The organism is Cellulomonas sp. SLBN-39 (genome assembly GCF_006715865.1).
GTDB lineage: Bacteria > Actinomycetota > Actinomycetes > Actinomycetales > Cellulomonadaceae > Cellulomonas.
In genome coordinates, this window is sequence record NZ_VFOA01000001.1 from 275,238 (window position 1) to 301,634 (window position 26,397).

Genomic DNA, 26,397 nt, shown 5'->3' on the forward strand with positions numbered 1-26,397 from the left:
GGCTCAGACGAGCTTCTGCTCGACGAGCCAGGCGGCCAGGCGGGTGCCCGCGTCGCCGGTGTCCTGGACGAGCACGCGGTCCTCGCGGGGCGGGCGCGGCGCCGCGGCGAGCACCTGGGTGCGGGCCCCGGCGGTGCCGACCGTCGCGGGGTCGACGCCGAGGTCCGCGAGCGTGAGGGTCGTGACGGGCTTCTTCTTGGCCGCCATGATCCCCTTGAAGTTGGGGTACCGCGGGGCGTTCGCCTGGTCGGTGACCGACACGACCGCGGGCAGCGCCGCGGTGAGCGTCTCGCTCGCGTGGTCGAGCCGCCGCTCGACGGTGACGGTGCCGGCGCCCGGGTCCACCGTGAGGCGGGCGGCCAGGGGCAGGGACGGCAGGTCGAGCAGCTCCCCGAGCGCGGTCGGCAGCAGCGACGTCAGCCCGTCGAGGCCGGCCATGCCGGTGACCACGAGGTCGACGGGCTCGGCCGCGTGGAGGTGCCGCACGGCGGCGGCGAGCACGGTGGCGGTGCCGATCGCGTCGGACCCGGCGACGTCGTCGTCGAGCACGTGCACGGCCTGCGCCGCGCCCATCTGCAGGCCCTTGCGCACGGCGTCGACGGCGTCGTCCGGCCCGACGGTGAGCACGACGACCTCGCCGTCGTGCTCCTCGGCGAGCGTCAGCGCCGCCTCGACGGCGTTCTCGTCGAGCTCGTTCAGCGTGCCGTCGCCGAGGTCGCGCACCACGCGCCCGTCGGGACCGAGCTGCCGGTCGGACTGGATGTCGGGGACGAACTTCACGCAGACGACGATCCTCACCGGCCGAACGTTACCTCCCGCGGGGGCCGGGCCGGGCCTGCGTGTTCGTCAGGTGGAAACACCGGTGACACCTGCAGGTCGCGCGTCCTGCCACCATGAGGGCGTGACCGCCAGCCCTCGCCCCCTCTCCCTCGGCGTGCACGTCACCGGCACGGGCGTCGACGTGGCCGTGCTCGCCCCCCACGCGAGCGCCGTCGAGCTGTGCCTGCTCGACGGGCCGCACGACGCCCCGACCGAGCGCCGCGTGCCGCTGGACGGACCGCGCCTGGGCGTGTGGTCGGCGTCGGTGCCGGGCGTGCGGCCGGGGCAGCGGTACGGGTTCCGCGCGCACGGGACGTGGGAGCCCGCGTACGGCATGCGGTACAACCCCGCCAAGCTGCTCGTCGACCCCTACGCGCGCGGGCTGGTCGGGGAGCTGGCGCACGGTCCGCAGACGTACGGCCACGTCGTCGACGACGACCTCCGGGGCGACCCCTACGGCCCCGCCGACGACCGCGACTCCGCGCCGCACGTGCCGCACGGCGTCGTCGTCGACACCACGGACCTGCCCGGGCCGGACCCGGCGGCGAACCGCCCGTACCACCCGTGGTCGCGCACGGTCGTGTACGAGGCGCACGTGCGCGGGCTGACGCGCCTGCACCCGGGCGTCCCGTCCGAGCTGCGGGGCACCTACGCCGGCCTGGCGCACCCGGCCGTCGTGGACCACCTGCTGGGCCTGGGTGTCACGACGCTCGAGCTGCTGCCGGTGCACGCGTTCGCCTCCGAGCCGCACCTCGTCGCCAAGGGCCTGACGAACTACTGGGGCTACTCGACGCTCGGGTTCTTCGCCCCGCACGCCGCGTACGCCACGGCGACGGCGCGCGCCACGGGGGCGGCCGCCGTGCTCGCCGAGCTGCGCGGCGCGGTGCACGCGCTGCACGAGGCGGGCATCGAGGTGGTCCTCGACGTGGTCTACAACCACACGTGCGAGGGCGGGCTGCCGGGCCAGCACGTGTCGTGGCGGGGGCTGGACCACGCGTTCTACTACCTGCACGACGGCGCGGTGCCGGCGACGCCCGTCGACGTGACCGGCACGGGGAACTCGCTGGACTTCCGCCGGCCCCAGGTCGTGCAGATGACCATGGACTCCCTGCGGTACTGGGCGCAGGTCGTCGGCGTGGACGGCTTCCGCTTCGACCTGGCCGTCACCCTGGGCCGCGGGCACGACGGGTTCCGGCCGGACCACGCGACGCTCGTCGCCGCCGCGACGGACCCCGTGCTGCACGGGCTCAAGCTCGTGGCCGAGCCGTGGGACGTCGGCCCGGGCGGGTGGCGCACCGGGCAGTTCCCGCCGCCGTTCGCCGAGTGGAACGACCGGTTCCGCAACGCGGTGCGCTCGTTCTGGCTCGCCGACCCCGCGCGTGCGGCGCACGGGCTGCCCGGGCACCGCATGCGCGACCTCGCCACGCGTCTGTCGGGGTCGGTCGACCTGTTCGGGCACGGCTCGCCGCCGCTCGTGCGGGGCCCGCGGGCGTCGGTGAACTACGTCACGGCCCACGACGGGTTCACGATGGCCGACCTGGTGGCGTACGACCACAAGCACAACGCCGCCAACGGGGAGCAGAACCGGGACGGCACGGACGACAACCGGTCGTGGAACCACGGTGTCGAGGGGCCGGTCGACGAGGCGTCGCCGGCCGTCGACGTCGCCCCGCTGCGCCGCCGGTCGGTGCGCAACCTGTTCGCGACGCTGGTCATGTCGGCCGGCACCCCGATGATCACGGCGGGCGACGAGACGGGGCGCACGCAGCGCGGGAACAACAACGCGTACTGCCAGGACAACGAGATCTCCTGGGTCCGCTGGGACCTGTCGCCGTGGCGGGCCAACCAGCTCGCGACCGCCCGGCACCTGCTGGCGCTGCGCCGCGACCACCCCGCGCTGCGCACCGACCGGTTCTACAGCGGGGCGCCGCGCGTGCCGGGCGGGCAGAAGGACCTCGCCTGGTATGTCGCCGACGGCACGGAGTTCGACCACGGCCGGTGGCACGACGCGTCGGTGCGGACGTTCCAGATGCTGCGGGTGGCCCCGCCCCCGGACGCCGACCAGGTGCTGCTCGTCGTCAACGGCGCGCTCGACGCGGTCGACGTGACGCTGCCGTCGGTGCCCGGCGGCCCGTGGGAGCTGGCGTGGGACTCGGTGTGGGAGCACCCCGCGGAGATCCGCACGAGCGCCATCACCGGTGCCCTGCACCTGGAGCCGGGCACCACGACCCCGCTGGAGCCGCTGTCGATGCGGGTGTACGTCCGCAGCTGAGCCGCCCGCCCGTCCCCCTCCCGCCGTGCTGGCCCGGTGCGTAGGGTCGCCCCATGGGATCCCACGACGTCGTGGTCGTCGGTGCCGGGCTCGCGGGCCTGGTCGCCACCGCCGAGCTCCTGGACGCCGGGCGGCGCGTCCTGCTGCTCGACGCGGAGCCCGCCGCGAGCCTCGGCGGGCAGGCGTGGTGGTCGTTCGGCGGGCTGTTCCTCGTCGGGACGCCCGAGCAGCGTCGCCTCGGGGTGCACGACTCCGCCGAGCTGGCCCTGGCCGACTGGTACGGCTCGGCCGCGTTCGCCGACGACGGCACGGACCGGTGGGGCCGCGCGTGGGCCGAGGCGTTCGTGCACTTCGCCGCCGGCGAGATGCGCGCCTGGCTGCACGCGCGCGGCGTGCGGTGGTTCCCGCTGGTGCAGTGGGCCGAGCGCGGCGGGTACCTGGCCGACGGGCACGGCAACTCCGTGCCCCGGTTCCACATCACCTGGGGCACGGGCCCCGCCGTCCTCGAGCCGTTCGTGCGGACCCTGCTCGACGCGCACGCCGACGGGCGCGTCGAGGTGCGGACCCGGCACCGGGTCACCGCGCTGGTGACGACCGACGGACACGTCACCGGCGTCCGGGGCGACGACCTCGCCCCCGACCCGGCCCCGCGGGGGGCGCCGAGCACCCGGCGCGCGGTGCGGGCGTTCGAGGTCGCAGCACCCGCGGTCGTCGTCGCGACGGGCGGCATCGGCGCCGACCACGACCTCGTGCGCGCGGCGTGGCCCGCGGGCGCCGGGCGCCTGCCGGACCGGATGCTCCAGGGCGTGCCGGACCACGTCGACGGCTCGGGCATCGCCGCCGCGCGCGACGCGGGGGCGCACGTCGCGCACGCGGACCGCATGTGGCACTACCCGGAGGGTGTGGCGGACCCGTCGCCGGTGTGGTCGCGGCACGGCGTGCGGATCCTGCCGGGCCCCAGCGCGCTGTGGCTCGACGCCGACGGGCACCGTCTGCCGCCGCCGTTGTTCCCGGGCTTCGACTCCCTGGGCGCGCTGCGGCACGTCACGGGCCGGGGTGACGACCACTCGTGGTTCGTGCTGGACCGGACGGTCCTCGGTGCCGAGCTCGCGCTGTCCGGGTCGGACCAGAACCCGGACCTGACCGGCCGCAGCGTGCCCGCGCTGGCGCAGCGCGTCCTGCCCGGTGCCGTCGGGCCCGTCGAGGAGTTCGCACGCCGCTCCCCGGACTTCGTCACCGCCGGCACCCCGGCGGGGCTCGCGGCGGCGATGAACGCGCTGACCGGGACCGACCGCGTCGACGGCGAGCGGCTGGCCCGCACGATCGAGGCCCGCGACGCGCAGGTCGCGACCGGGCTGGGCAAGGACCTGCAGGTCACCGCGACGGCGATGGCGCGCCGGTACGTCGTCGACCGGCTCGTGCGCGTCGCGCCCCCGCACCGGATGCTCGACCCCGCGCACGGCCCGTTGCACGCGGTCCGGCTGCAGGTGCTCACGCGCAAGACCCTCGGCGGCGTCGCGACCGACCTGGAGGGCAGGGTCCTGCGCCCGGACGGCGAGGTGCTGCCGGGGCTGTGGGCCGTGGGCGAGGCCGCCGGGTTCGGGGGCGGGGGCGTGCACGGGCACCGGGCGCTGGAGGGCACGTTCCTCGGTGGCTGCCTGTTCACGGGCCGCACCGCGGGGCGCGCGCTCGCCGCCACGCTCTGAGCCCGCGCGCCCGGGCGTCACGACACCGGTGGGCCCGCGCGTCGGGGCGCGGGCCCACCGGTGTCAGTCGCCCGCGGTCGCGACCAGCCCCAGGTCGGTGGCCGACGTCAGCGCCTCGTGGCGGGGCACGACGCGCACGGTGTAGCCGAAGTGGCCGGTGCCGGTGAGCCCGATCTGCGTGCCGAACACCCAGCGCCCGGCCTCGAGCTCCTCGGTGACCGTGAGGGCCCGGACGGTGTGGTCGGCGAGCTGCTCGTCGTCGTCGACCGTGCCGTGCAGCACCTGCACCTCGACGTCCTGCGGCCGCAGCCCGCCGAGGGAGACCCACGCGTGCACGGCGAGGGTGTCCCCGACCTGCGGGGCGTCGCCGACGCCGGAGGAGTCCACGTGGTCGACCCGCACGTCCGACCACGCCGCGCGCACGCGGGCCTTCCACGCGGCGAGCTCGCGCGCCCCGGCGGCGTCGTCGGCCGCGAGGGTCGCCCCCGCACGGGCCGCCGGCTCGTACATGTGCGCCACGTAGTCGGCGACCATGCGCGTGGCCTGCACCTTCGGCCCGAGCGTCGCGAGCGTCTGACGGACCATGGCGAGCCACGGCACGGGCACGCCACGCTCGTCGCGGTCGTAGAACGTGGGCGCGACCTGGTGCTCGAGGAGGTCGTACAGCGCGGCCGCCTCGACCCGGTCCCGCTCCGCCGGGTCGTCCACGTCGTCCGCGGTGGGGATCACCCAGCCGTGGCGCACGTCGTGCCACTCGTCCCACCACCCGTCGCGCACGGACAGGTGCAGGCCGCCGTTGAGCGCGACCTTCATGCCCGACGTCCCGCACGCCTCGCGCGTGCGCACGGGGGTGTTCAGCCACACGTCGCAGCCGGGGTACAGCGTCGCGGCCATCCGCATGTCGTAGTCGGGCAGGAACACGATCCGGTGCCGCACGTCGTGCGCGTCCGCGAAGGCCACGAGGTCGGCGATCAGGCGCTTGCCGCCGTCGTCGTCGGGGTGGGCCTTGCCCGCGACGACCACCTGCACGGGCCGCTCGGGGTGCAGCAGCAGGGCCCGGAACCGCTCGGGGTCCGCGAGCATGAGTGTGAGCCGCTTGTACGTGGCCGCGCGCCGCGCGAAGCCGATCGTCAGGACGTCGGGCGACAGCGCGTCGTCCACCCACCCGAGCTCGGACTCGGCGGCACCCCGGGCCTGCCACGACGCGCGCACGCGGCGGCGGGCGTCCTGCACGAGGCGTGTGCGCAGACCGGTCCGCAGCTCCCACAGCTCGACGTCGTCGACGAGGTCGCGCCGGACCCAGCCGGCGCCCGTCGCCGAGTCGTGCGGCTTCATGCGGCGCGTGGCCAGGTCGGTGACCTCGCGCGCGACCCAGGTCGGGGCGTGCACGCCGTTCGTGATCGAGCCGATCGGCACCTCGACCGGGTCGAAGCCCGGCCACAGCGGCCCGAACATCTCGCGGGAGACCTTGCCGTGCAGGCGCGAGACACCGTTGGCCCGCCCGGACAGCCGCAGCCCCATGAGGGCCATGTTGAACACCAGCGGGTCGCCGCCCGCGTGCTCCTCGGCGCCCAGCGCCAGCACACGGTCGGTCTCGAGGTGGCCCCCCGTGTCGAGCGCCTCGACGTACGCGCCGACCAGCGCACGGTCGAACCGGTCGATGCCCGCGGGCACCGGCGTGTGCGTGGTGAAGACCGTGGTCGTGCGGACCAGCTCGAGCGCGGCGTCGGCGTCGACCCCCTCCTCGACCAGCTCGCGGACCCGCTCCACCCCGAGGAACCCGGCGTGCCCCTCGTTCGTGTGGAACACCGCGGGGTCCTGCGCGCCCGTGAGCTCCGACCACAGCCGCAGCGCCCGCACGCCGCCGACGCCCAGCAGCAGCTCCTGCTGCAGCCGGTGCTCGCCCGAGCCGGCGTACAGCCGGTCCGTGACCGCGCGGGCCTCGTCGTCGTTGCCCGGCACGTCCGAGTCCAGCAGCAGCAGCGGCACCCGGCCGACCTGCGCCACCCACACGTGGGCCCGCAGCGTCCGGCCGCCCGGCATCCCCAGCGTCACCGCCGCGGGCTCGCCCGTCCGGTCGCGCAGCAGGGCCACCGGCAGGCCGTCGGGGTCGTGCACGGGCAGGTGCTCGACCTGCCAGCCGTCCCGGGTCAGCCCCTGCCGGAAGTACCCCGAGCGGTACAGCAGCCCGACCCCCACGAGCGGCACTCCGAGGTCCGACGCGCTCTTGAGGTGGTCGCCGGCCAGGACGCCGAGACCGCCCGAGTACTGCGGCAGCGTGGGCGCGACGCCGAACTCCGGGGAGAAGTACGCGACCGCGTCGGGCAGGTGCTCGCCGGTCTGGCGCTGGTACCAGCGGGGGCGCTCGCGGTACGCGGCCAGGTCCGCCGAGGCCGCGCGCACCTTCGCCACGACGTCGTCGTCGGCCGCGAGCTCGGCGAGCCGTGCGCGCGAGAGCGCCCCGAGCAGCGCCACCGGGTCCTGCCCGACCTGCTCCCACACCTGCGGGTCGAGCCCGGCGAACAGGTCGCGCGTGCCCGCGTGCCACGACCAGCGCAGGTTGCGCGCCAGCACGTCGAGCTCGGCCAGCGGTTCGGGCAGCACGGTGCGGACGGTGAACCGTCGGATCGCTCTCACGGCCGAAGACTACGCATTCCGGGCGTATCCCACAGCCCTCCGGACGGACGAGGTGCGACCGGTGCCGGACGACCGTCCGGGTGACGACCTCCCAGGTGCCGCGACCCCGGGTCGGCCGATAGGTTCGTCACCGTGACCTCCCCGCGCCCACGACGCACCCCCGCGGCCGACGCGACCCCGCCCCGCACGGCCACCTCCGCCGCCGTCCCGGGGGGTGCACCGACCGGTCCGACGGCTGCACCGGCCCCCGCGCCGCGCGCCCTGCCCTCCTCCAGCAGCCCCGCGACCGAGGCGATCCCGATCGTCCGCGCACCCCAGGACGCCGGTGCCGCACCGGCCGCCGACCCCTCGGCCACCCCCCAGCGCCGCCGCCGGCCACGCCCGTCCACCCCCCGTCGGTCCGTCGCCCGCAAGGTCGCCGCCCGCCCCCGCCGGCGCGGTGCCGCCCCCGCCCGCGCGCTGCCCGTGGGGCGCATCCCGATCATCGACGTCGACCCCGTCACCGAGGAGGGGCGCTTCCCCGCCAAGGCCGTGGTCGGCGAGGCCGTGCCCGTGCGCGCGACGGTCTTCCGCGAGGGCCACGACGCGGTGGGCGCGACCGCCGTGCTGGTCCGTCCCGACGGCACCGACCACTCGTGGGCGCGGATGGTCGACGTCGCCCCCGGGCTGGACCGGCTCGAGGCCCGCCTCGTCCCCGACGCCGAGGGCGACTGGTCGTTCCGCGTCGAGGCGTGGTCCGACCCGTACGGCACCTGGTCGCACGACGCCGCGATCAAGGTCGACGCGGGCGTCGACGTCGAGCTGATGCTCACCGAGGGCGCGCTGCTGCTGCACCGCGCGGCCGAGCGCCGCGGCGCCGCGGCCATGCCGCCCACCGACGCCCAGGTGCTGCGCGACGCGGTGACCGCGCTGCGCGACACGCACCGCCCGCCGCAGGCCCGCCTCGCCGCGGGCCTGTCCGCGCCCGTGCAGTCCGCGCTGGCCCGCACGCCGCTGCGCGACATGGTGACGCTGTCGCGGCGCTACCCCCTCGTCGTGCACCGCGAGCTCGCGCTCGCCGGCTCGTGGTACGAGCTGTTCCCGCGCTCGCACGGCGCGCACCGCGACCCTCAGACGGGCGAGTGGCGCTCGGGCACGCTGCGCACCGCGGCGCAGGAGCTGCCGCGCATCGCGTCGATGGGCTTCGACGTCGTGTACCTCACGCCGATCCACCCGATCGGCCGGACCCATCGCAAGGGCCGCAACAACTCGCTGACGGCCGTCCCGGGCGACCCGGGCTCGCCGTACGCGATCGGTTCCGCCGACGGCGGGCACGACGCGATCGAGCCGTCCCTGGGCACGTTCGAGGACTTCGACGCGTTCGTGGCCCGCGCCAAGGAGCTCGGCATGGAGGTCGCGCTCGACGTGGCCCTGCAGGCGTCCCCGGACCACCCGTGGGTGACCGAGCACCCGGAGTGGTTCACGACGCGCGCGGACGGCACGATCGCGTACGCGGAGAACCCGCCGAAGAAGTACCAGGACATCTACCCGCTGAACTTCGACAACGACCCCGAGGGGATCTACGCCGAGGTCCGCCGCGTCCTGCAGGTGTGGATCGACCACGGGGTGACCGCGTTCCGCGTGGACAACCCGCACACCAAGCCGCTGTCGTTCTGGCAGCGCCTGCTGGCGGACGTGCGCTCGGATCACCCCGACGTGCTCTTCCTGTCGGAGGCGTTCACGCGCCCGGCGATGATGCTCACGCTCGGCAAGGTGGGCTTCCACCAGTCGTACACGTACTTCACGTGGCGCAACACGAAGGCCGAGCTGGAGGAGTACCTGGCGCGCGTCGGCGGACCGGAGGCGGCGTGGATGCGCCCGAGCTTCTGGCCGACGACGCACGACATCCTGCCGCCGTACCTGCAGCACGGCGGCACCACGGGCTTCGCGGTCCGCGCGGTGCTCGCGGCGCTGGGCGCCCCGACGTGGGGCGTGTACTCCGGCTACGAGCTCGTCGAGAACGTGCCGCGCCCGGGTGTCGAGGAGCAGATCGACAACGAGAAGTACGAGTTCCGCCCGCGCGACTGGGCGCGCGCCGACGACCTCGGCATCGCGCTGCTGGTCGGCCGGCTCAACGAGATCCGCCGCGAGCACCCGGCCCTGCGCCGGCTGCGCAACGTGCGGGTGCACGCGACGTCGGACGACTCCCTGGTGGCGTTCTCCCGCCACGTGGACGCCGCGCACTCCCCCACCGGTCGCCCGGACACCGTGGTCGTGGTGGTCAACCTCGACCCGCACCAGCCGCACGAGGGCGTGGTCGAGCTCGACCTGACGGCGTTCGGCCTGCCCGCGGGGCGCGCCGTGGTCGCCCACGACGTGCTCGCCGGCGAGAGCTACGCGTGGTCGGACCGCGTGTGGGTGCGGCTGGACCCGCAGGTCCGCGTCGCGCACGTCGTGCACCTCGAGCACCCCGGCGCGCCGTCGTGAGCCACGTCGAGCCGCCCCCGTCGACCGCGGCCCTGGCGCTCGGCGGGCTGCCGGGGCGCCGCCAGCCCGCCGTGCCCGCGGCGCCGCCCCGCGGTCCCGTGGAGAACGACCCGGACTGGTACCGCACCGCGGTGTTCTACGAGGTCATGCTGCGCACGTTCTCGGACTCGGCCGGCAACGGGTCGGGCGACCTGCGCGGCCTCATCGACCGGCTGGACTACCTGCACTGGCTCGGGATCGACTGCCTGTGGCTGCCGCCGTTCTACCCGTCGCCGCTGCGCGACGGCGGCTACGACGTGTCGGACTACACCGCGGTGGCGTCGCAGTACGGCACGCTCGAGGACTTCCAGGCCCTCGTCGCCGAGTGCCACCGGCGCGGCATGCGCATCGTCGTCGACCTCGTGATGAACCACACGAGCGACCAGCACCCGTGGTTCCAGGCGTCGCGCTCGGACCCGGAGGGCCCGTACGGCGACTTCTACGTGTGGGACGACGACAACACGCGCTACCCCGACGCGCGCATCATCTTCGTCGACACCGAGACGTCGAACTGGACCTTCGACCCCGTGCGCCGGCAGTACTTCTGGCACCGGTTCTTCTCGCACCAGCCCGACCTGAACTTCGAGAACCCGCGGGTCGTCGAGGCCATGATGGACGTCGCGCGGTTCTGGCTGCGGCTGGGGGTCGACGGGTTCCGGCTCGACGCGGTCCCCTACCTGTTCGAGGCCGAGGGGACGAACTGCGAGAACCTGCCGCAGACGCACGAGTTCCTGCGCGACATGCGTCGGATGATCGACACGGAGTTCCCGGGCCGGATCGCGCTCGCCGAGGCCAACCAGTGGCCCGAGGACGTCGTGCACTACTTCGGCACGGACGATGAGCCCGAGTGCCACATGTGCTTCCACTTCCCCGTGATGCCGCGCATCTACTACGCGCTGCGCGACCAGCGGGCCACGCAGATCGTCGACATCCTCGCCGACACGCCCCCCATCCCGGCGGGCGGGCAGTGGAGCACGTTCCTGCGCAACCACGACGAGCTCACGCTCGAGATGGTCTCGACGGAGGAGCGCGCGTCGATGTACGGGTGGTACGCGCCCGACTCGCGCATGCGCGCGAACGTCGGCATCCGCCGCCGCCTGGCGCCGCTGCTGGACAACTCCCGCAAGGAGATCGAGCTCGCGCACGCCCTGCTGCTGTCGCTGCCGGGCAGCCCGTGCCTGTACTACGGCGACGAGATCGGCATGGGCGACAACATCTGGCTGCCCGACCGGGACGCCGTGCGCACCCCGATGCAGTGGACCCCGGACCGCAACGCGGGGTTCTCGACCGCCGACCCCGGCAAGCTGTACCTGCCGCTGAACCAGTCGCTGGTCTACCACTACGGCAACGTCAACGTGGAGTCCCAGCTCGCCCAGCCGACGTCGCTGCTGCACTGGGTGCACGGCATGCTCGCGGTCCGCCGCCGGCACCCGTCCCTGGGCCGGGGCACGTTCGAGGTCGTGGCGTCCGACAACGACGCGGTGCTGACGTTCCTGCGCCGCACGGCCGACGAGACGATCCTGTGCGTCGCGAACCTCGCGGCGACCCCGCGTGCCACGACCGTGCACATGCCGACCATGGCGGGCATGCACGCGCGCGACGTGTTCGGGGGCGCGCACTTCCCCGACGTGGGCCCCGACGGCTCGATGACCTTCACGATGGGGTCCCGGGAGTTCTACTGGCTGGAGCTGACGCGCCCGTGACCCTCGACGCCCGCGCCCCCGACGACCGCGACCGGCAGGTCCTGGACCTGCTGCGCGGGTGGCTGCCCGGACGCCGGTGGTACCCGGCCAAGGGTGCGTCCGCGGACCTGTCGCTCGTGGGCACGCTCGTCCTGCCGGGCGGCCTGTCCGACGGTGCCCAGGTGCGCGTGCTGCTCGTGCGCGCGCACGCGGGCTCGGTCGACGTCGTCCTGCAGGTCCCGGTCGTGCTCGAGCCGGTCGCCCCCGTCCCTGCGGGGCCGGCGGACGCGTCCGACGACGGGGTGCTGGGCCGGGCCGGTGGCGTCCTCGTGCGCGACGGTGCGGGCGACCCGCGGTTCCTGCGGGCGTGGCTCGCGGCCGCCGAGGGCCCCGGGGCGGACGTCGACGTCGCGGCGGCGCGCGTCGTCACGGGCGAGCAGTCCAACACGTCCGTCGTGCTGCCGGGCACGGACGGTGCGCCCGCCGGCATCCTCAAGGTGCTGCGGACCGTCGCCGCGGGCGAGAACCCGGACATCGACGTGCCCCGGCACCTGGTCGGCGCGGGCTGGGACGGCGTCCCGGCTCCGCTGGCGTGGGCGACGGCGCGCTGGACCGCCCCGGACGGCACGCCGTCGACCGGCTACCTCGGGGTGCTGAGCGCGTTCGTCCCGGGCGCACGGGACGGCTTCGAGCTGGCCTGCGAGGCCGCGCGGACGGGCACCGACCTGGGTGCGCTGGCCCACGAGCTCGGTGCGACGGTCGCCGGCATGCACGCCGCGCTCGTCGACGCGTACGGCACGGACGCGGGCACGTCCCCGGCCGCGGACGCCCCGGCCGGGGTGCCGCCGGTGCCCGCCACGGGCCCGGCCGCGGTCGCGGTCGCCCTCACGACGCGCCTGGCGTGGGCGACCGCCGCGGTGCCCGCGCTGGCGGCCCGTGCGGCCGGCGTCCGCGAGGTGGTGGACCGGGTGGCCGCGCTGGGCTCGACCCCGCCCCGGCAGCGCGTGCACGGCGACCTGCACCTGGGTCAGGTGCTGCGCTCGGGCGACCGCTGGTTCGTGATCGACTTCGAGGGTGAGCCGCTGGCCCCGCTGGAGGCCCGGACCCGCCCGGACCTGGCGCTGCGGGACGTCGCGGGCCTGCTGCGCTCGTTCGACTACGCCGCGGCGGTCGGTGGTCTGGGCGGCGCCGCGGCCGACGCGTGGACGGCGTCCGCGCGCGCCGGTCTGCTGCGCGGGTACGGCGTGCAGGACGACCCGGGCCAGGCGCTGCTGCTGCGCGCGCTCGAGCTCGACAAGACCCTGTACGAGGTCGTGTACGAGGCCCGCAACCGTCCGGCGTGGGCGCCGATCCCCCAGGCGGGCCTGGACCGGCTCCTCGGCTGAGGACGGTCCCGGCCGGGGCGACCCGCCGGGCTCCCCGGTGCGGCGGCCCGCTCAGGCGACCCCGGAGCCGGCGACGGGCACGGCGCCGCTCTCGCCGAGGACCACCCGCATGCCCTGCTGCCGCGGCGCGAGCTCGCTCTGCAGCACGAGGGCCGCACCACCGACGGCGGCGGCCTCGGAGGCGTGCGCCGAGATGCGCACGTCCACCGCGTGGGCCCCGCGGGCGAAGAAGCCCGCGGCGAGCCGCTCCTGCACGACCGGCAGGTACAGCGACCCGGCGAGCGCGAACGCCGGCCCGGTGAGCACGACGGTGTCGAGGTCGAGCAGGTTCGCCAGGGTGTGCGCGGCGACGGCGACGTACTCGGCGGACTCGCGCAGGATCGCCATCGGGGCGGCGTCGCCGCGCGCGGCGGCCCGGGCGAGGGTCGCGAAGTCCTCGGAGACGGTCCGTCCGGGCAGGGCCAGGCCGACCTGGGCGGCGTGGGCGACGACCGCCGCGGGCCCGGCGAACGCCTCGACGCACCCGCGCGCGCCGCACCAGCAGCGCGGGCCGTCGAGGTCGACGCACACGTGCCCGACCTCGCCGGCGTTGGAGGAGCGGCCGCGGAACACGGTGCCGTCGACGACGATGCCCGCGCCGATCCCGGTCCCCATGTAGAGCGCGGCGCAGGCCGTGCCGGTACCGATCCCGCCGGACCAGTACTCCCCGACCGCGGCCGCGGTCGCGTCGTTGTCGAGGAGGACGGGCAGGCCGACGGCGTCCTCGATGGCGTCGGCGAGCGGGAAGTCGGCCCAGTGCTGCATGACGGGCGGGGTGAGCGTCATGCCGGTGCCCGACGCGATGGGCCCGGGCGAGACGACGCCGACGCCGACGAGCCGGGCCGGGTCCACGCCGATGCGGTCGACGGTGGTCGCGATCTCGGCGGCGATGCGGGCGACCACGTCGCGGGGGTCGTCGGCGCCGGCGCCGGGGCGCCGCCAGCGGGCGACGACCGCACCGCCGAGGTTGGCGACGACGTAGGTGATCCCGGCGTGGTCGAGGTGGACCCCGACGGCGTAGCGCGCGGTCGGCTCGAGCTGCAGGAGCATGCGCGGCTTGCCGCCCGTGGACTCGGCGCGCCCGGCCTCGACGACGAGGCCGTCGTCGATGAGGCGCCGCACGACCGTGGAGACGGTCGCGGCGGTGAGCCCGGTGACGCGGGTGAGCTCGACGCGGCTGATGGTGCCGGCAGCGCGGATGACGTCGAGGATCGCCGCACCGCTGCTGGTGTGCGCGGCTCCGAGCCCGGCCCCGTTCACGTGTCCTCCGTCGGTCGGTGGTGCCGCGTGGCGCGGCGCCGTCCCGGACAACGATAGGGACACGGTCCGCACCTGCTGACGACACGCCGTTGACTTACTTTGTTCGGCGGCCTAAGAATCTACCAGGCGCACGCGTCACCCCCGGGAGAGCGCACCCGCCACCCGCAGCCGGCACACCGAGGTGCCGGCGACGACGAGAGGATCAACGATGTTCCTTCACCAGCGACGTGCTCGCCTGGCGGTGGCGTCGACGGCCGTCGGCGTGCTCGCGCTCGTCGGCGCGTGCTCGAGCGACGGAGCCGGCGACGCCGAGGAGAGCCAGAGCGGTGAGCCGTCGGGCGAGATCACCGTGCTGACCTGGCGCACGGACCTCGTCGAGGACGGCACGTTCGACGAGTACGTCGAGACCTTCAAGGCCGCGTACCCCGAGGTCACCGACGTCAAGGTCGAGGGCATCACCGACTACGAGGGCGAGGTGCGCACGCGCATGAACACCTCGAACTACGGCGACGTGCTCGCGATCCCCGGCTCCGTCACGCCCGACCAGCTCGGCCAGTTCTTCGAGCCGCTCGGCGAGTTCGACGAGATGTCGCAGGAGTACCGCTGGATCGCCGACAAGACCTACGAGGGCCTGTCCTACGGCATCCCGGTCGTCGGCAACGTGCAGGGCATCGTCTACAACACCGCCGTCTGGGAGGCCGCGGGCATCGAGGACTTCCCCACCACCCCGGACGAGTTCCTCGACGACCTGCAGACCATCAAGGACTCCGCCGACGGCGTCGTGCCGCTGTACACGAACTACAAGGACGCCTGGCCGCTGTCGCAGTGGGACGGCGCCCGCGGCGCCGTGACCGCCAACCCCGACTACGTCAACGAGATGACGGGGACGGACGCCCCCTGGTCGGAGGACACCGACACCGGCGTGATCGACGGGCTCATCTACGACGTCGTCGCGCAGGGCCTCACGGAGGCCGACCCCACGACCACGAACTGGGAGGAGTCCAAGCGGCTGCTCGGCACCGGCGAGGTCGCCACGATGGTGCTGGGGTCGTGGGCGATCCCGCAGATGCAGGACGCCGCGGAGGCCGCGGGCGCCAGCCGTGAGGACATCGGCTACATGCCGTTCCCCGCGCAGGTCGACGGCACGTTCCACGCGGTGGCCGGCGGGGACTACAACCTCGGCATCAACGTGAACTCGGAGAACAAGGTCACCGCGCGGGCGTGGATCGACTGGTTCAACAACGAGTCGGGCTTCTCGGAGTCGCAGGTCGGCCTGTCCCCCCGGGTCGACGGCGAGGTGCCCGAGGCGCTCGCGTCGTTCGTCGACGAGGTCGAGCTCATCACGATGAACCCGGCGCCCGAGGGCAAGGAGTCGCTGTTCGCCGACATCGACACCGCGTCGGGCATCGTCACGACCGACCCCAAGTACCGCCAGCAGATCGTCGACGACGCCCGTTCGGGCGACCGCACCAAGCAGCAGGTGTTCGACGACCTGAACGAGGCGTGGGCCGCCGGCCGCGCCGACGTCGGCGCCTGAGGAGCGAGGGCACCGTCATGACCACCGCACCGTCGCCGCTGCGCAGCGGGACGGCGGCGCGTCAGGCACCCGGTGCCGGTGCCGCCCGGGGGACCACCCCGGGCGGCACCGGCCGCGGGCCCTGGCTGCGCCGCCTGACGCCGTACCTGTTCCTGCTCGTCCCCGTCGCGCTGCTGCTGGTGCTGACCTACCTGCCCGTGGCGAACATGTTCTGGTACTCGGTCACCGACTGGGACGGCCTGGACAAGGTCAAGAACTTCGTCGGGCCGGACAACTACGTCGAGGTCTTCACCGAGCCGGACAACCTGCGGGTCTTCTACGTCTCGCTGTACTACTTCGTCGCCTCGTTCGTGCAGATGGCGCTCGCCCTGTACTTCGCGACGATCCTGTCGTTCAAGGTCCGCCTGAAGAACCTGTGGAAGGGGATCCTCTTCTTCCCGTACCTCATCAACGGGGTCGCGATCGGGCTGATCTTCCTCAACTTCCTCAAGCCCGGCGGCGGCCTGGACACCGTCCTGCTCGCCACCGGCCTGGACGCGCTCGTGCAGCAGTGGACGGGCGACCCCGACGTCGCGAACTACTCGCTCGCCGCGGTCTCGGTGTGGCGGTACATGGGCCTGAACTTCGTGATGTTCCTCGGCGCGATCCAGTCCATCGACGGGCAGATCTACGAGGCGGCCGAGCTCGACGGCGCCAACCGCTGGCACCAGTTCCGGCACATCATCGCGCCGTCCATCAAGCCGATCCTCGGCCTGTCGTTCATCCTCGCCATCTCCGGCTCGCTGTCGGTCTTCGAGATCCCGTACGTGATGACGGGCGGGGGCAACGGCACCGAGACCTTCGTGATCCGCACCGTGTGGATGGCCTTCAACCGCGGGATGGTCGGGCTGGCGTCGGCCATGGCCGTGATCCTGCTGATCATCGTGCTGCTCGTGACCTGGGTCCAGCGCAGGGTGGTCCCCGACGAGGAGGTCGACCTCACATGACGCGCGCCGTCACCTCGACGTTCAAGTACGTCTCGCTCGTCCTCGCCTCGATCGCGATGCTCCTGCCCATCGGGCTGATCGTGTTCGGCTCGTTCAAGACGAACCAGGAGTTCCTCGCGACCAACCCGTTCACGCTCCCCGCGAGCTGGACCAACCTGGAGAACTACGCGACGGCGTGGACCCGCGGGGGCATGGGCCTGGGTTTCGTCAACACGTTCGTCGTGTTCGCCGCCGCGATCGTCGGCACCATCCTCATCGGGGCGGCCGCGGCGTACGCGCTCGACCGGTTCCGGTTCCACGGCCGGCGCGGCGTGCTCAACATGTTCCTGCTCGCCACGCTGGTGCCCGGCGTCACCACGCAGGTCGCCACGTTCCAGATCATCAACGCCCTCGGGCTCTACAACACCCGCTGGGCGCTGATCGTGCTGTTCATGGGCACCGACATCATCTCGATCTACATCTTCCTGCAGTTCATGCGGTCGATCCCCCGCTCGCTGGACGAGGCCGCGATGATCGAGGGCGCGGGCCACCTGCGGATCTTCTTCCAGATCATCCTGCCGAACCTCAAGCCCGCGATCGCCACGGTCGTGATCATCAAGGGCATCGGCATCTACAACGAGTTCTACCTGCCGTTCCTGTACCTGCCCGACTCGGACCTGCGGCCGGTGTCGACGGCGCTGTTCGCCTTCAAGGGCCCGTACGGGTCGGAGTGGGAGATCATCTCGGCGGCCGTGGTCATCACGATCATCCCGATCCTGGTGCTGTTCCTGTTCCTGCAGCGGTACATCTACAACGGCTTCACGTCGGGCGCCACGAAGTAGCGCCACGACCCGGCCGCGCCACCGCAGGCCGCACCACCACCAGCCGCGCACGACGGCGGCGCCGCCCCCGCCCGGGGCCCGGCGCCGCCGTCGTCGTCCGCCCGGGCACGGACCGTCCCGGGCCCGCCCGTCACACGCGCGTCGCGCGCACCAGCACCAGCCGCTCGGAGGACAGCACGGGGGCGCGCACGCCGACCTCGGCGAGCGCCCGCCCGGGCAGGCGCAGGCCCGCGGGCGTCCACCACGGGCACGCCAGGCCGTGCGTCACGACGTCGCCCGGCGCCTGGGGGCGCACGTGGTACACGGCGTCCGGGTCGAGCCCCGGCAGAGGCACGCGGTCCGCGGGCAGCTGGGCCGACATCGCGGTCGTCGCGATCGCGAACAGCGCGTCGGACCCGTCCTGGGCGACGACACCGTGCACGCGCACCGCCGGGTCGGGCACGTCCGCGTGCACGCTCACGCCCGTGTGCAGCAGCGGGCGCACGTCCTTGTAGAGGGCGACCCACGCGGCGAGCTCGGCGAGCTGGTCGGCGTCGGCCTCGCGCAGGTCCCACTCGATGCCGAGGTGGCCGAACAGCGCGGTCCCGGCCCGGAACCCGAGCGTGTGCGCCCGCCCCGTGCTGTGCGCGGTGCCCGACCCGATGTGCGCGCCGATCATCTCCAGCGGCACGAGCAGGTTGGTCCACGGCTGGATCTGCTGGCGCTCGAGCGCGTCGATGCAGTCGGACGCCCACACCCGGTCGGTGCGCTGCAGGATCTCCAGGTCCACACGGGCCCCGCCCGACGAGCAGGACTCGATCTCGACGTCGGGGTGCCGCGCGCGCAGCGCGTCGAGGAGCCGGTACGCGGCCAGGGTCTGCTCGTGCACCCCCGGCACCCCGAGCTCGCCGTGGCCCGCGTCGACGAGGTCGCGGTTGTGGTCCCACTTGAGGTACGCGATGTCGTGCTCGGTCAGGAGCGCGTCGAGCCGGTCGAGGACGTGCGCGAACGCCTCGGGGCGGGCCAGGTCGAGCACGTGCTGCTGCCGCGCCGGCCGGGGCAGCCGGGACGGCAGCCGCAGCAGCCAGTCCGGGTGCGCCCGGGCGAGGTCGGAGTCGAGGTTGACCATCTCGGGCTCGACCCACAGCCCGAACTCCATGCCGAGGCCCGTCACGTGCCGGACCAGGGGGTTCAGGCCGTCGGGCCAGACGTCGCGCGAGACCGTCCAGTCGCCCAGCCCGCTCGTGTCGTCGCGGCGCGAGCCGAACCAGCCGTCGTCCAGGACGAACCGCTCGACACCCACCTGCGCCGCGGTGTCCGCGAGCGCGGTGAGCGTGCCGAGGTCGTGCGCGAAGTAGACGGCCTCCCACGTGTTGAGGGTGACCGGCCGGGGTCGGCGGGGGTGCTGGGGGCGGGCCCGCAGCCAGGTGTGCACGCGCGCGGCGAGGTCGTCGAGCCCGGCGCCCGCGTAGAGGCCGTAGACCCAGGGGGTCGTGTACGCCTCCCCCGGGTGCAGGCGCACCTCGCCGGGCAGCAGCAGCTCGCCGCCGCCGAGAAGGCCCTCGTGGTGGTGGGACCGCTCGGCGAGGCTGCGGTGGTTGCCCGACCAGGCGACGTGCACGCCCCAGCCCTCGCCGCGGCGGTGCCCGAGGTCGGCGGTGCCGGCGACGAGCACGAACGCCGCGTCGTAGCCGGTGCGCCCGCGCCGGTTCTCCCGCACGCGCGCGCCGTGCGTGAAGGCGGTCCGCAGGGGGGTGCGCTCGCGGGCCCAGTGACCGCCGAGGTCGAGCAGCTCGACGGCGCGGGCGGGCACCGGGAGCGTGAGGGTGACCTGGCCGACCTCGTAGGTGTCGTCGGCGGTGTTCGTCAGGGTGGCGCGCTGCCGCACGAGGCCCTGGGGCGTGAGCTCCAGGTGCAGCGCGAGGGTGAGCCCTGCGGCGTCGTCGACGGCCTGGACGGTCACGACGCCCCCTGCGCCACCGGCGTGGTGTCCCGCACGGTCGGCCTCGTGGTCGGTGCCGCGCACGTCGGCGGACGTGGTGCGGAACGACGTGGACCAGTCGCGGCCGCCCCGGCTGCCGACCAGCCCGGGTGTGCCCACCCAGCCGGCGGAGTGCTCGGGAAGCACGGCGACGTCGACCTCGCCGTCGACCGCGAAGCCGCGGGGCGCGGGCCGTCCTGCGGTGCGCAGGTCGGCGAGCAGGTCGGTGCCGAGCGGGCCGAGGTCGGCGCCCCAGTGCAGGACCCGCGGCAGGGTCCCCCCGGAGAGGTCGAGCACGAGGCTCACCCCTGCGGCTCGTAGGTGCAGGACCTCGGGCGCATCGGCACGCACGGCAACCTCCGTCGGCTGGTCGGACGGCCCCACTGTAGGGCGTTGACTTACTTAGTTCAGTTGTCTAAGAATGATCGAGCCCCACACGGTGCTCGACGCCCGTGCGCCCGACGACGCGCGACCGGGGCCGAGCACCACCCGGGAGCAGCACCCATGCACCGCACGGACCACCAGCCCAGCACGCACGTCCTCGACGACGGCTGGACGTTCACCGCCACCGCGGGCGACCTGCCCGACGCGCTCGCCGAGCGCCTGCGCGCGGGGCTGCCCGCCACCGTCCCCGGGACGTCCCACACCCACCTGCTCGACGCCGGCCTGATCCCGGACCCGTACCTGGACGACAACGAGCAGCGCCTCGCCTGGATGAAGCGGGCCGCGTGGGCCTACGACCGCACCCTCGACGAGTCCCCCGCCGACGAGGACGAGCGCGTCGACCTCGTCCTCGAAGGGGTCGACACGGTGGCCACCGTCCTCCTCGACGGTGACGTGGTGCTGCGCTCCGCGAACATGCACCGCACCTACCGCGTCGACGTCCGCGACCGTGTCGGCCACGGGCCGTCGAGGCTGCGGGTCGAGATCGCCTCCGCGCTGGAGCACGCCGAGCGGGAGGCCGAGCGGCTCGGCGCCCGCCCCCTCGCCTACCCCCAGCCCTTCAACATGGTCCGCAAGATGGCCTGCTCGTTCGGCTGGGACTGGGGCCCCGACCTGCAGACCGCCGGCCTGTGGAAGCCCGTGCTGGTGCACCGGTGGCGCGTCGCGCGCCTCGCGTCGGTCCGGCCCCTCGTCCGCGTGGAGCCCGACGGGACGGGCACGGTCGAGGTCGTCGTCGACGTGGAGCGCTCGGGCCTGCCCGGCGGCGACGTCGCCCTCGCGGTCCGCGCCCGGGTCGCGGGCGTCGAGGCGGTCGGCGTCGTCCCCGCCGGCGGGTCCCGCACCCACGTGCACCTGGAGGTGCCGCACGCCCCGCTGTGGTGGCCCGTCGGGCACGGGTCGCAGCCGCTGCACGACCTCGTCGTGGAGCTGCACGTCCTCGACGCGGACGCCTCGGCACCGCACGGCCGCGGGCCCGCCCTGGGGACGTGGCAGCGGCGCATCGGCTTCCGCACCGTCGAGCTCGACACCGAGCCCGACGACCACGGCTCGGCCTTCACGCTCCGGGTCAACGGCAGGCCGGTGTTCGTCAAGGGCGCCAACTGGATCCCCGACGACCACCTGCTCACCCGGCTGACCCGGGACCGGTACGCGACCGCCGTCGACCACGCGCTCGGCGCCCACCTGAACCTCCTGCGGGTCTGGGGCGGCGGGATCTACGAGTCCGACGACTTCTACGAGCTGTGCGACGAGCGGGGTCTGCTCGTGTGGCAGGACGCCCTCCTCGCGTGCGCCGCGTACCCGGAGGAGGAGCCCCTCGCGGGCGAGATCGAGGCCGAGCTGCGCGAGCACGTCGCCCGGCTGACGCCGCACCCCTCGCTGGTCCTGTGGAACGGCGGGAACGAGAACCTCTGGGGCTTCCTCGACTGGGGCTGGCGCGACGAGCTCGACGGCCGCACCTGGGGCCTGCGCTACGCGACCGAGCTGCTCCCCGCCGTCGTGGCCGAGCTCGACCCGACCCGGCCGTGGTGCGCCAACAGCCCGTGCGCCCCGGGGGCGGCCCTCGACGAGGTCCACCCCAACGACCCGGACCACGGCTCGCACCACCAGTGGGAGGTGTGGAACCGCATCGACTACACCGCGTACAGGGACGAGGTCCCCCGGTTCTGCTCGGAGTTCGGCTTCCAGGGCCCGCCCGCGTGGGCGACGCTCGCCCGCGCGGTCCGCGACGACGACGGCACGGTCGCCGGCAAGGAGCACCCCACCTTCCTCCTGCACCAGAAGGCCGAGGACGGCAACGGCAAGCTCGACCGCGGGATGGCCCCCCACGTCGGGGTCCCGGAGGACTTCACGGACTGGCTCTGGGCGGCCCAGCTCAACCAGGCCCGCGCGATCCGCTTCGCCGTCGAGCACTACCGGTCCTGGTGGCCGGTGACGGCCGGCGCGATCGTCTGGCAGCTCAACGACTGCTGGCCCGTGACGTCGTGGGCCGCGGTCGACGGCGACGGCCGCCGCAAGCCGCTGTGGTTCGCGATGCGTGCCGCCTTCGCCCAGCGCACCGTCACCGTCCAGCCCCGGGACGGCCGCGAGACCCTCGTCGTCGCCAACGACACGGCGAACCTCTGGCAGGGCGTCGCCCGTCTGGAGCGGCAGCGCCTCGACGGCACGGTCCGCGCGTCGGCCGACCTGCCCCTGACCGTCGGCGCGTGGTCCACGGGCTCCTTCGCCCTGCCGGCCGACCTGCGCGTGCCGGCGGACCCGCGCGAGGAGGTGCTGGTCGTCCGCCTCGACCACGCCCGGGCCGTGCACTGCTGGGTCGAGGACGTCGACCTCGCGCTCGACCCCGAGCCGGTCGTGGCGCGCGTGCAGCCCGTGGCCGGCGGCTACGACGTCGAGGTCACCGCGACGACGCTCGCGAAGGACGTCACGCTGCTCGTCGACCGTCTCGACCCGGACGCGCGCGTCGACGACGCCCTCGTGACGCTGCCGGCCGGGGCACGCGCGACGTTCCGCGTCAGCACCACGCAGCCGCTCGACGTCGCCGCCCTCGTCCGGTCGCCGGTCCTGCGGACCGCCAACGACCTGCGCCGGCCCGTCGGCGCCGTGGACGCCACGACGTCGGGTGCCGCGGCCGCGCGCGGCTGACCCCCGCGCCGCCGCGGGGGTCGCGGCGGCCGCGGGGGTCATGGCGGCTGCGGGGGTCGCGGGCCGGCGCACCGGTACGCTGGCCCGCGTGACGCAGGGCACGGACGCCATCGGCCTGGTCCTCGCCCGCCCGGCGCGGATGCTCGGCCTCGAGCCGTTCTTCATGGAGCTCATCGGCGGCATCGAGGAGACGTTGTCCGTCGACGGCCGCTCGCTGCTGCTGCACGTCGTCCCGGACCACGAGGCCGAGATCGCCGCCTACCGACGCTGGGGTGCCGGTGGCATGGTCGACGCGGTCGTGCTCGTCAACCTCGTCGTCGACGACCCGCGGCTCGACGTCCTGCGGGAGCTCGCGATCCCGACGGTCGTGGTCGGCGGCCCGGAACGCGCCGTGCCGGGCGTCGCCCACGTCTGGATCGACAACGACCAGGCCATGCGCGACGCCGTCGGCTACCTCGTCGGGCTGGGCCACACCACCGTCGGGCGCGTCTCGGGCCCGCGCCGCCTGGCCCACACCGTCGCCCGCACCGCGGCGTTCGTCGAGGAGTGCGCGGCGCTCGGCGTGCACGGCGTGGTCGTCGAGGGCGACTACGCGGAGGAGTCCGGCACCCGTGCCGCCCGCACCCTCCTGGGGCGGGGCGGCCCGCCGTCGGCCATCGTGTTCGACAACGACGTCATGGCCCTGGCCGCCCTCGGGGTGGCGAACGAGCTGAACCTCGACGTGCCGCGCGACGTGTCGCTGCTGGCGTGGGACGACTCGGCGCTGTGCCGTCTCGCCCACCCCCCGCTGTCGGCCATGAGCCTCGACGTCCATGCCCTGGGCACCCAGGTCGCGACCGCCGTCCTGAACCTGCTCGCGTCCGGGCGGCCGACCACGTCGACGGCGCCGCTCCCCCGCCTCGTCGCCCGCGGGAGCACCGCCCGCCCCGCACGACCGGCGACCTGAGCGCCCGACCACCGACGGGTCGGACGTGCGAGTCGCCTCCCGACGACGCCCACCGGGGTCCGACGGGCCGCCACGGGCCGCGATCACCTGCGCGGACGCCCGGGCAGTGGTTGGGTAGGCACATGAATGCGGACGCGCCGTCTCCTGTGCACGTCGACGCCGACACCCTGGGTGCCGTCGCGGCCGGCACGCACTTCGACCCGCACGCGGTGCTCGGACCGCACCCCGGCCCCGGGGGGGTGACGGTCCGCACGCTGCGCCCCTTCGCCGAGCGCGTGGTCGTGGTCACCGACGGCGGCCGCACGGACGCCGTCCACGAGCAGCACGGCATCTGGGCCGCGGTCCTGCCGGGCACCACGGTGCCCGACTACCGCGTCGAGGTCACCTACGACGGCTGGGCGTCGCTCGTCGACGACCCGTACCGCTTCCTGCCGACCGTCCAGGAGCTGGACCGCCACCTCGTCCGCGAGGGCCGGCACGAACAGCTGTGGGAGGTCCTCGGCGCCAACGTGCGGACGTACCCGAGCGTGCTCGGCGACGTCACCGGCACGTCCTTCGCCGTATGGGCGCCGAACGCCCGCGCGGTGCGCGTGGTCGGCGACTTCAACCACTGGCAGGGCGCGACCCACGCCATGCGCTCGCTCGGGGACAGCGGCATCTGGGAGGTCTTCGCACCCGGTGTCCGCGCCGGCGCACGCTACAAGTTCGAGATCCTCGGCCCGGACGGGTCCTGGCGGCAGAAGGCCGATCCCGTCGCGAAGGGCACCGAGATCCCGCCCGCGACCGCGTCGGTCGTCGTGGAGTCCGCGTACACGTGGGGCGACCGCGCCTGGATGGACGCACGCGCGTCGACCGACCCGCACCGCCGGCCCGTCAGCGTCTACGAGGTGCACCTCGGGTCGTGGCGCCAGGGCCTGTCGTACCGGGACCTCGCGCACCAGCTGACCGCGTACGTCACCGAGCTGGGGTTCACCCACGTCGAGCTGCTCCCCGTCGCGGAGCACCCCTTCGGCGGGTCGTGGGGCTACCAGGTCTCCTCGTACTACGCGCCCACGTCACGCTTCGGCCACCCCGACGACTTCCGGTACCTCGTGGACTGCCTCCACCGCGCCGGCGTCGGCGTCATCGTCGACTGGGTGCCCGCCCACTTCCCCAAGGACGAGTGGTCGCTCGCGCAGTTCGACGGCACGCCCCTGTACGAGCACCCGGACCCGCTCCTCGGCGAGCACCCCGACTGGGGCACGTACGTGTTCAACTTCGGGCGCAACGAGGTGCGCAACTTCCTCGTCGCCAACGCCGTCTACTGGCTGCAGGAGTTCCACGTCGACGGGCTGCGCGTGGACGCCGTCGCCTCCATGCTCTACCTCGACTACTCCCGCCAGCCGGGGCAGTGGCGCCCCAACGCGTACGGCGGCCGCGAGAACCTCGAGGCGATCGCGTTCCTCCAGGAGACCAACGCCACGGCGTACCGCCGCGCGCCCGGCACCATGATGATCGCCGAGGAGTCGACCGCCTGGCCGGGCGTCACCGCCCCCACGAGCGCGGACGGGCTCGGGTTCGGTCTCAAGTGGAACATGGGGTGGATGAACGACACCCTGCGCTACCTGCGCGAGGAGCCCATCAACCGCCGCTACCACCACCACGAGGTCACGTTCTCGATGGTGTACGCGTACTCGGAGCACTACGTGCTCCCCATCAGCCACGACGAGGTCGTGCACGGCAAGGGCTCCCTGTACGAGCGCATGCCCGGGGACGCGTGGCAGAAGGTCGCCGGCGTCCGGAGCCTCCTGGCCTACCAGTGGACGCACCCCGGCAAGCAGCTGCTCTTCATGGGCCAGGAGTTCGCGCAGCGCACCGAGTGGGCCGAGGCGCGGTCCCTCGACTGGGGCAGCACGCAGGACCCGCTGCACAGCGGCGTGCAGAAGCTGGTCGCCGACCTCAACGCCCTCTACACGTCCACCCCGGCGCTCTGGGAGCTCGATCACACCCCCGACGGCTTCGAGTGGATCGCCTCGGACGAGGCCGACCTCAACCTGCTCGCCTACCTGCGCAAGGGGCAAGAGGGAAACCCCGACGTCGTGGTCGTCGTGAACTTCGCCGGCGTCCCGCACGAGGGCTACCGACTCGCGCTCCCCCGCGGCGGCCGATGGGTCGAGGCGCTCAACACCGACGCCGCACGGTACGGCGGATCAGGTGTCGACAACGCCGGTGTCGTCCACGCCGAGGCCCAGCCGCACTACTCGCGCCCGTGGTCAGCCGCGGTCCGCGTCCCCCCGCTCGGGGCACTGGTCCTGGTCCACGAGGACTGACGCGACGGCAGGACGTGCTCCCGGGGCAGCATCCGGCGGCCTCGGGAGCACCGCCCTCTCGCGCCCCGACTCAGCGCAGCCTGCTGCTCGCCCCCAGCAGCACTGGACTGGGCCCGGTCCTGCCCCGGCGCCGTGCACTCATCCGCGCGACCATGAGGCGCACAAGCACGAACCGGATCTCCCCACCACGAACCAGGACACACCCCCACACGCATCCCCAACCCAACACAGAAAGGCCCACCCGCGAACGGGTGGGCCTTCCTGGGAAAATTGTCCGGCGGCGTCCTACTCTCCCACACCCTGGCGGGTGCAGTACCATCGGCGCTGAAGGGCTTAGCTTCCGGGTTCGGAATGGGACCGGGCGTTTCCCCTTCGCTATGACCGCCGTAACACTGTCGAGCTCAACCACAGGCAATGAAGCCGTTGGTGACCCGGGAACCGCACAG

15 protein-coding genes and 1 rRNA gene are annotated in these 26,397 nt (G+C 74.2%); 11 read left to right on the forward strand and 5 right to left on the reverse strand.

Annotated features, from left to right (window positions below):
• Window positions 1-3: 3 nt before the first annotated feature.
• Window positions 4-798: an electron transfer flavoprotein subunit beta/FixA family protein gene (locus tag FBY24_RS01310; protein ID WP_142157414.1), complete on the reverse strand. Its 795-nt coding sequence runs from the start codon at window positions 796-798 to the stop codon at window positions 4-6.
• A gap of 103 nt (window positions 799-901) precedes the next feature.
• On the opposite strand from FBY24_RS01310, the gene glgX reads away from it, so the two are divergent.
• A complete protein-coding gene (gene glgX, locus FBY24_RS01315; protein ID WP_255432150.1) occupies window positions 902-3,091 on the forward strand; it encodes a glycogen debranching protein GlgX in 2,190 nt (729 codons plus the stop codon).
• 53 nt (window positions 3,092-3,144) lie between these two features.
• Window positions 3,145-4,797, forward strand: coding sequence for an FAD-binding dehydrogenase (locus tag FBY24_RS01320; protein WP_142157418.1), 1,653 nt, complete (start codon window positions 3,145-3,147; stop codon window positions 4,795-4,797).
• 63 nt (window positions 4,798-4,860) lie between these two features.
• Here the strand turns inward: FBY24_RS01320 and glgP are convergent, their stop codons facing one another.
• The gene (glgP, locus tag FBY24_RS01325; RefSeq protein ID WP_142157420.1) at window positions 4,861-7,434 is read right to left on the reverse strand and encodes an alpha-glucan family phosphorylase; all 2,574 of its coding nucleotides are present in this window, start codon (window positions 7,432-7,434) and stop codon (window positions 4,861-4,863) included.
• 132 nt (window positions 7,435-7,566) lie between these two features.
• Between glgP and FBY24_RS01330 the strand changes: the two genes are divergently transcribed.
• From FBY24_RS01330 to FBY24_RS01340, 3 genes are read left to right on the forward strand one after another with little or no spacing between them, the layout of a single operon-like run.
• Window positions 7,567-9,900, forward strand: coding sequence for a maltotransferase domain-containing protein (locus FBY24_RS01330; RefSeq protein ID WP_370510958.1), 2,334 nt, complete (start codon window positions 7,567-7,569; stop codon window positions 9,898-9,900).
• Window positions 9,897-11,642 carry a maltose alpha-D-glucosyltransferase gene (gene treS / locus FBY24_RS01335; protein ID WP_142157422.1) on the forward strand — a complete coding sequence of 582 codons (1,746 nt, stop codon included), beginning with the start codon at window positions 9,897-9,899 and terminating at the stop codon, window positions 11,640-11,642. The genes FBY24_RS01330 and treS overlap by 4 nt, the downstream gene beginning before the upstream one ends.
• The gene (locus FBY24_RS01340; protein ID WP_142157424.1) at window positions 11,639-13,006 is read left to right on the forward strand and encodes a phosphotransferase; all 1,368 of its coding nucleotides are present in this window, start codon (window positions 11,639-11,641) and stop codon (window positions 13,004-13,006) included. The genes treS and FBY24_RS01340 overlap by 4 nt, the downstream gene beginning before the upstream one ends.
• Before the next feature lie 51 nt (window positions 13,007-13,057).
• Here the strand turns inward: FBY24_RS01340 and FBY24_RS01345 are convergent, their stop codons facing one another.
• The gene (locus FBY24_RS01345) at window positions 13,058-14,305 is read right to left on the reverse strand and encodes an ROK family transcriptional regulator (RefSeq protein ID WP_142157426.1); all 1,248 of its coding nucleotides are present in this window, start codon (window positions 14,303-14,305) and stop codon (window positions 13,058-13,060) included.
• A gap of 208 nt (window positions 14,306-14,513) precedes the next feature.
• Between FBY24_RS01345 and FBY24_RS01350 the strand changes: the two genes are divergently transcribed.
• The 3 genes from FBY24_RS01350 to FBY24_RS01360 are packed head-to-tail and all read left to right on the forward strand — an operon-like array spanning window position 14,514 to window position 17,649.
• Complete coding sequence (locus FBY24_RS01350) at window positions 14,514-15,842, forward strand: ABC transporter substrate-binding protein (protein ID WP_142157428.1); 1,329 nt, start codon at window positions 14,514-14,516, stop codon at window positions 15,840-15,842.
• Between the two features lie 17 nt (window positions 15,843-15,859).
• Window positions 15,860-16,828, forward strand: coding sequence for a carbohydrate ABC transporter permease (locus FBY24_RS01355; RefSeq protein ID WP_142157430.1), 969 nt, complete (start codon window positions 15,860-15,862; stop codon window positions 16,826-16,828).
• Window positions 16,825-17,649: a carbohydrate ABC transporter permease gene (locus tag FBY24_RS01360; protein WP_142157432.1), complete on the forward strand. Its 825-nt coding sequence runs from the start codon at window positions 16,825-16,827 to the stop codon at window positions 17,647-17,649. Before FBY24_RS01355 ends, FBY24_RS01360 begins: the two co-directional genes overlap by 4 nt.
• A 130-nt stretch (window positions 17,650-17,779) precedes the next feature.
• Here the strand turns inward: FBY24_RS01360 and FBY24_RS01365 are convergent, their stop codons facing one another.
• Window positions 17,780-19,915, reverse strand: coding sequence for an alpha-galactosidase (locus FBY24_RS01365; protein WP_255432151.1), 2,136 nt, complete (start codon window positions 19,913-19,915; stop codon window positions 17,780-17,782).
• Between the two features lie 198 nt (window positions 19,916-20,113).
• On the opposite strand from FBY24_RS01365, the gene FBY24_RS01370 reads away from it, so the two are divergent.
• The 3 genes from FBY24_RS01370 (at window position 20,114) to glgB (ending at window position 25,951) form a co-directional block, all read left to right on the forward strand.
• Window positions 20,114-22,696, forward strand: a complete 2,583-nt coding sequence (locus tag FBY24_RS01370) for a glycoside hydrolase family 2 protein (protein WP_142157436.1) — start codon at window positions 20,114-20,116, stop codon at window positions 22,694-22,696.
• Between the two features lie 88 nt (window positions 22,697-22,784).
• Window positions 22,785-23,642 carry a LacI family DNA-binding transcriptional regulator gene (locus tag FBY24_RS01375; protein WP_255432152.1) on the forward strand — a complete coding sequence of 286 codons (858 nt, stop codon included), beginning with the start codon at window positions 22,785-22,787 and terminating at the stop codon, window positions 23,640-23,642.
• Window positions 23,643-23,764: 122 nt separating this feature from the next.
• Window positions 23,765-25,951 carry a 1,4-alpha-glucan branching protein GlgB gene (gene glgB, locus FBY24_RS01380; RefSeq protein WP_142157438.1) on the forward strand — a complete coding sequence of 729 codons (2,187 nt, stop codon included), beginning with the start codon at window positions 23,765-23,767 and terminating at the stop codon, window positions 25,949-25,951.
• Window positions 25,952-26,223: 272 nt separating this feature from the next.
• Here the strand turns inward: glgB and rrf are convergent.
• Window positions 26,224-26,340 (reverse strand): 5S ribosomal RNA (gene rrf / locus FBY24_RS01385).
• Window positions 26,341-26,397 lie beyond the last annotated feature (57 nt).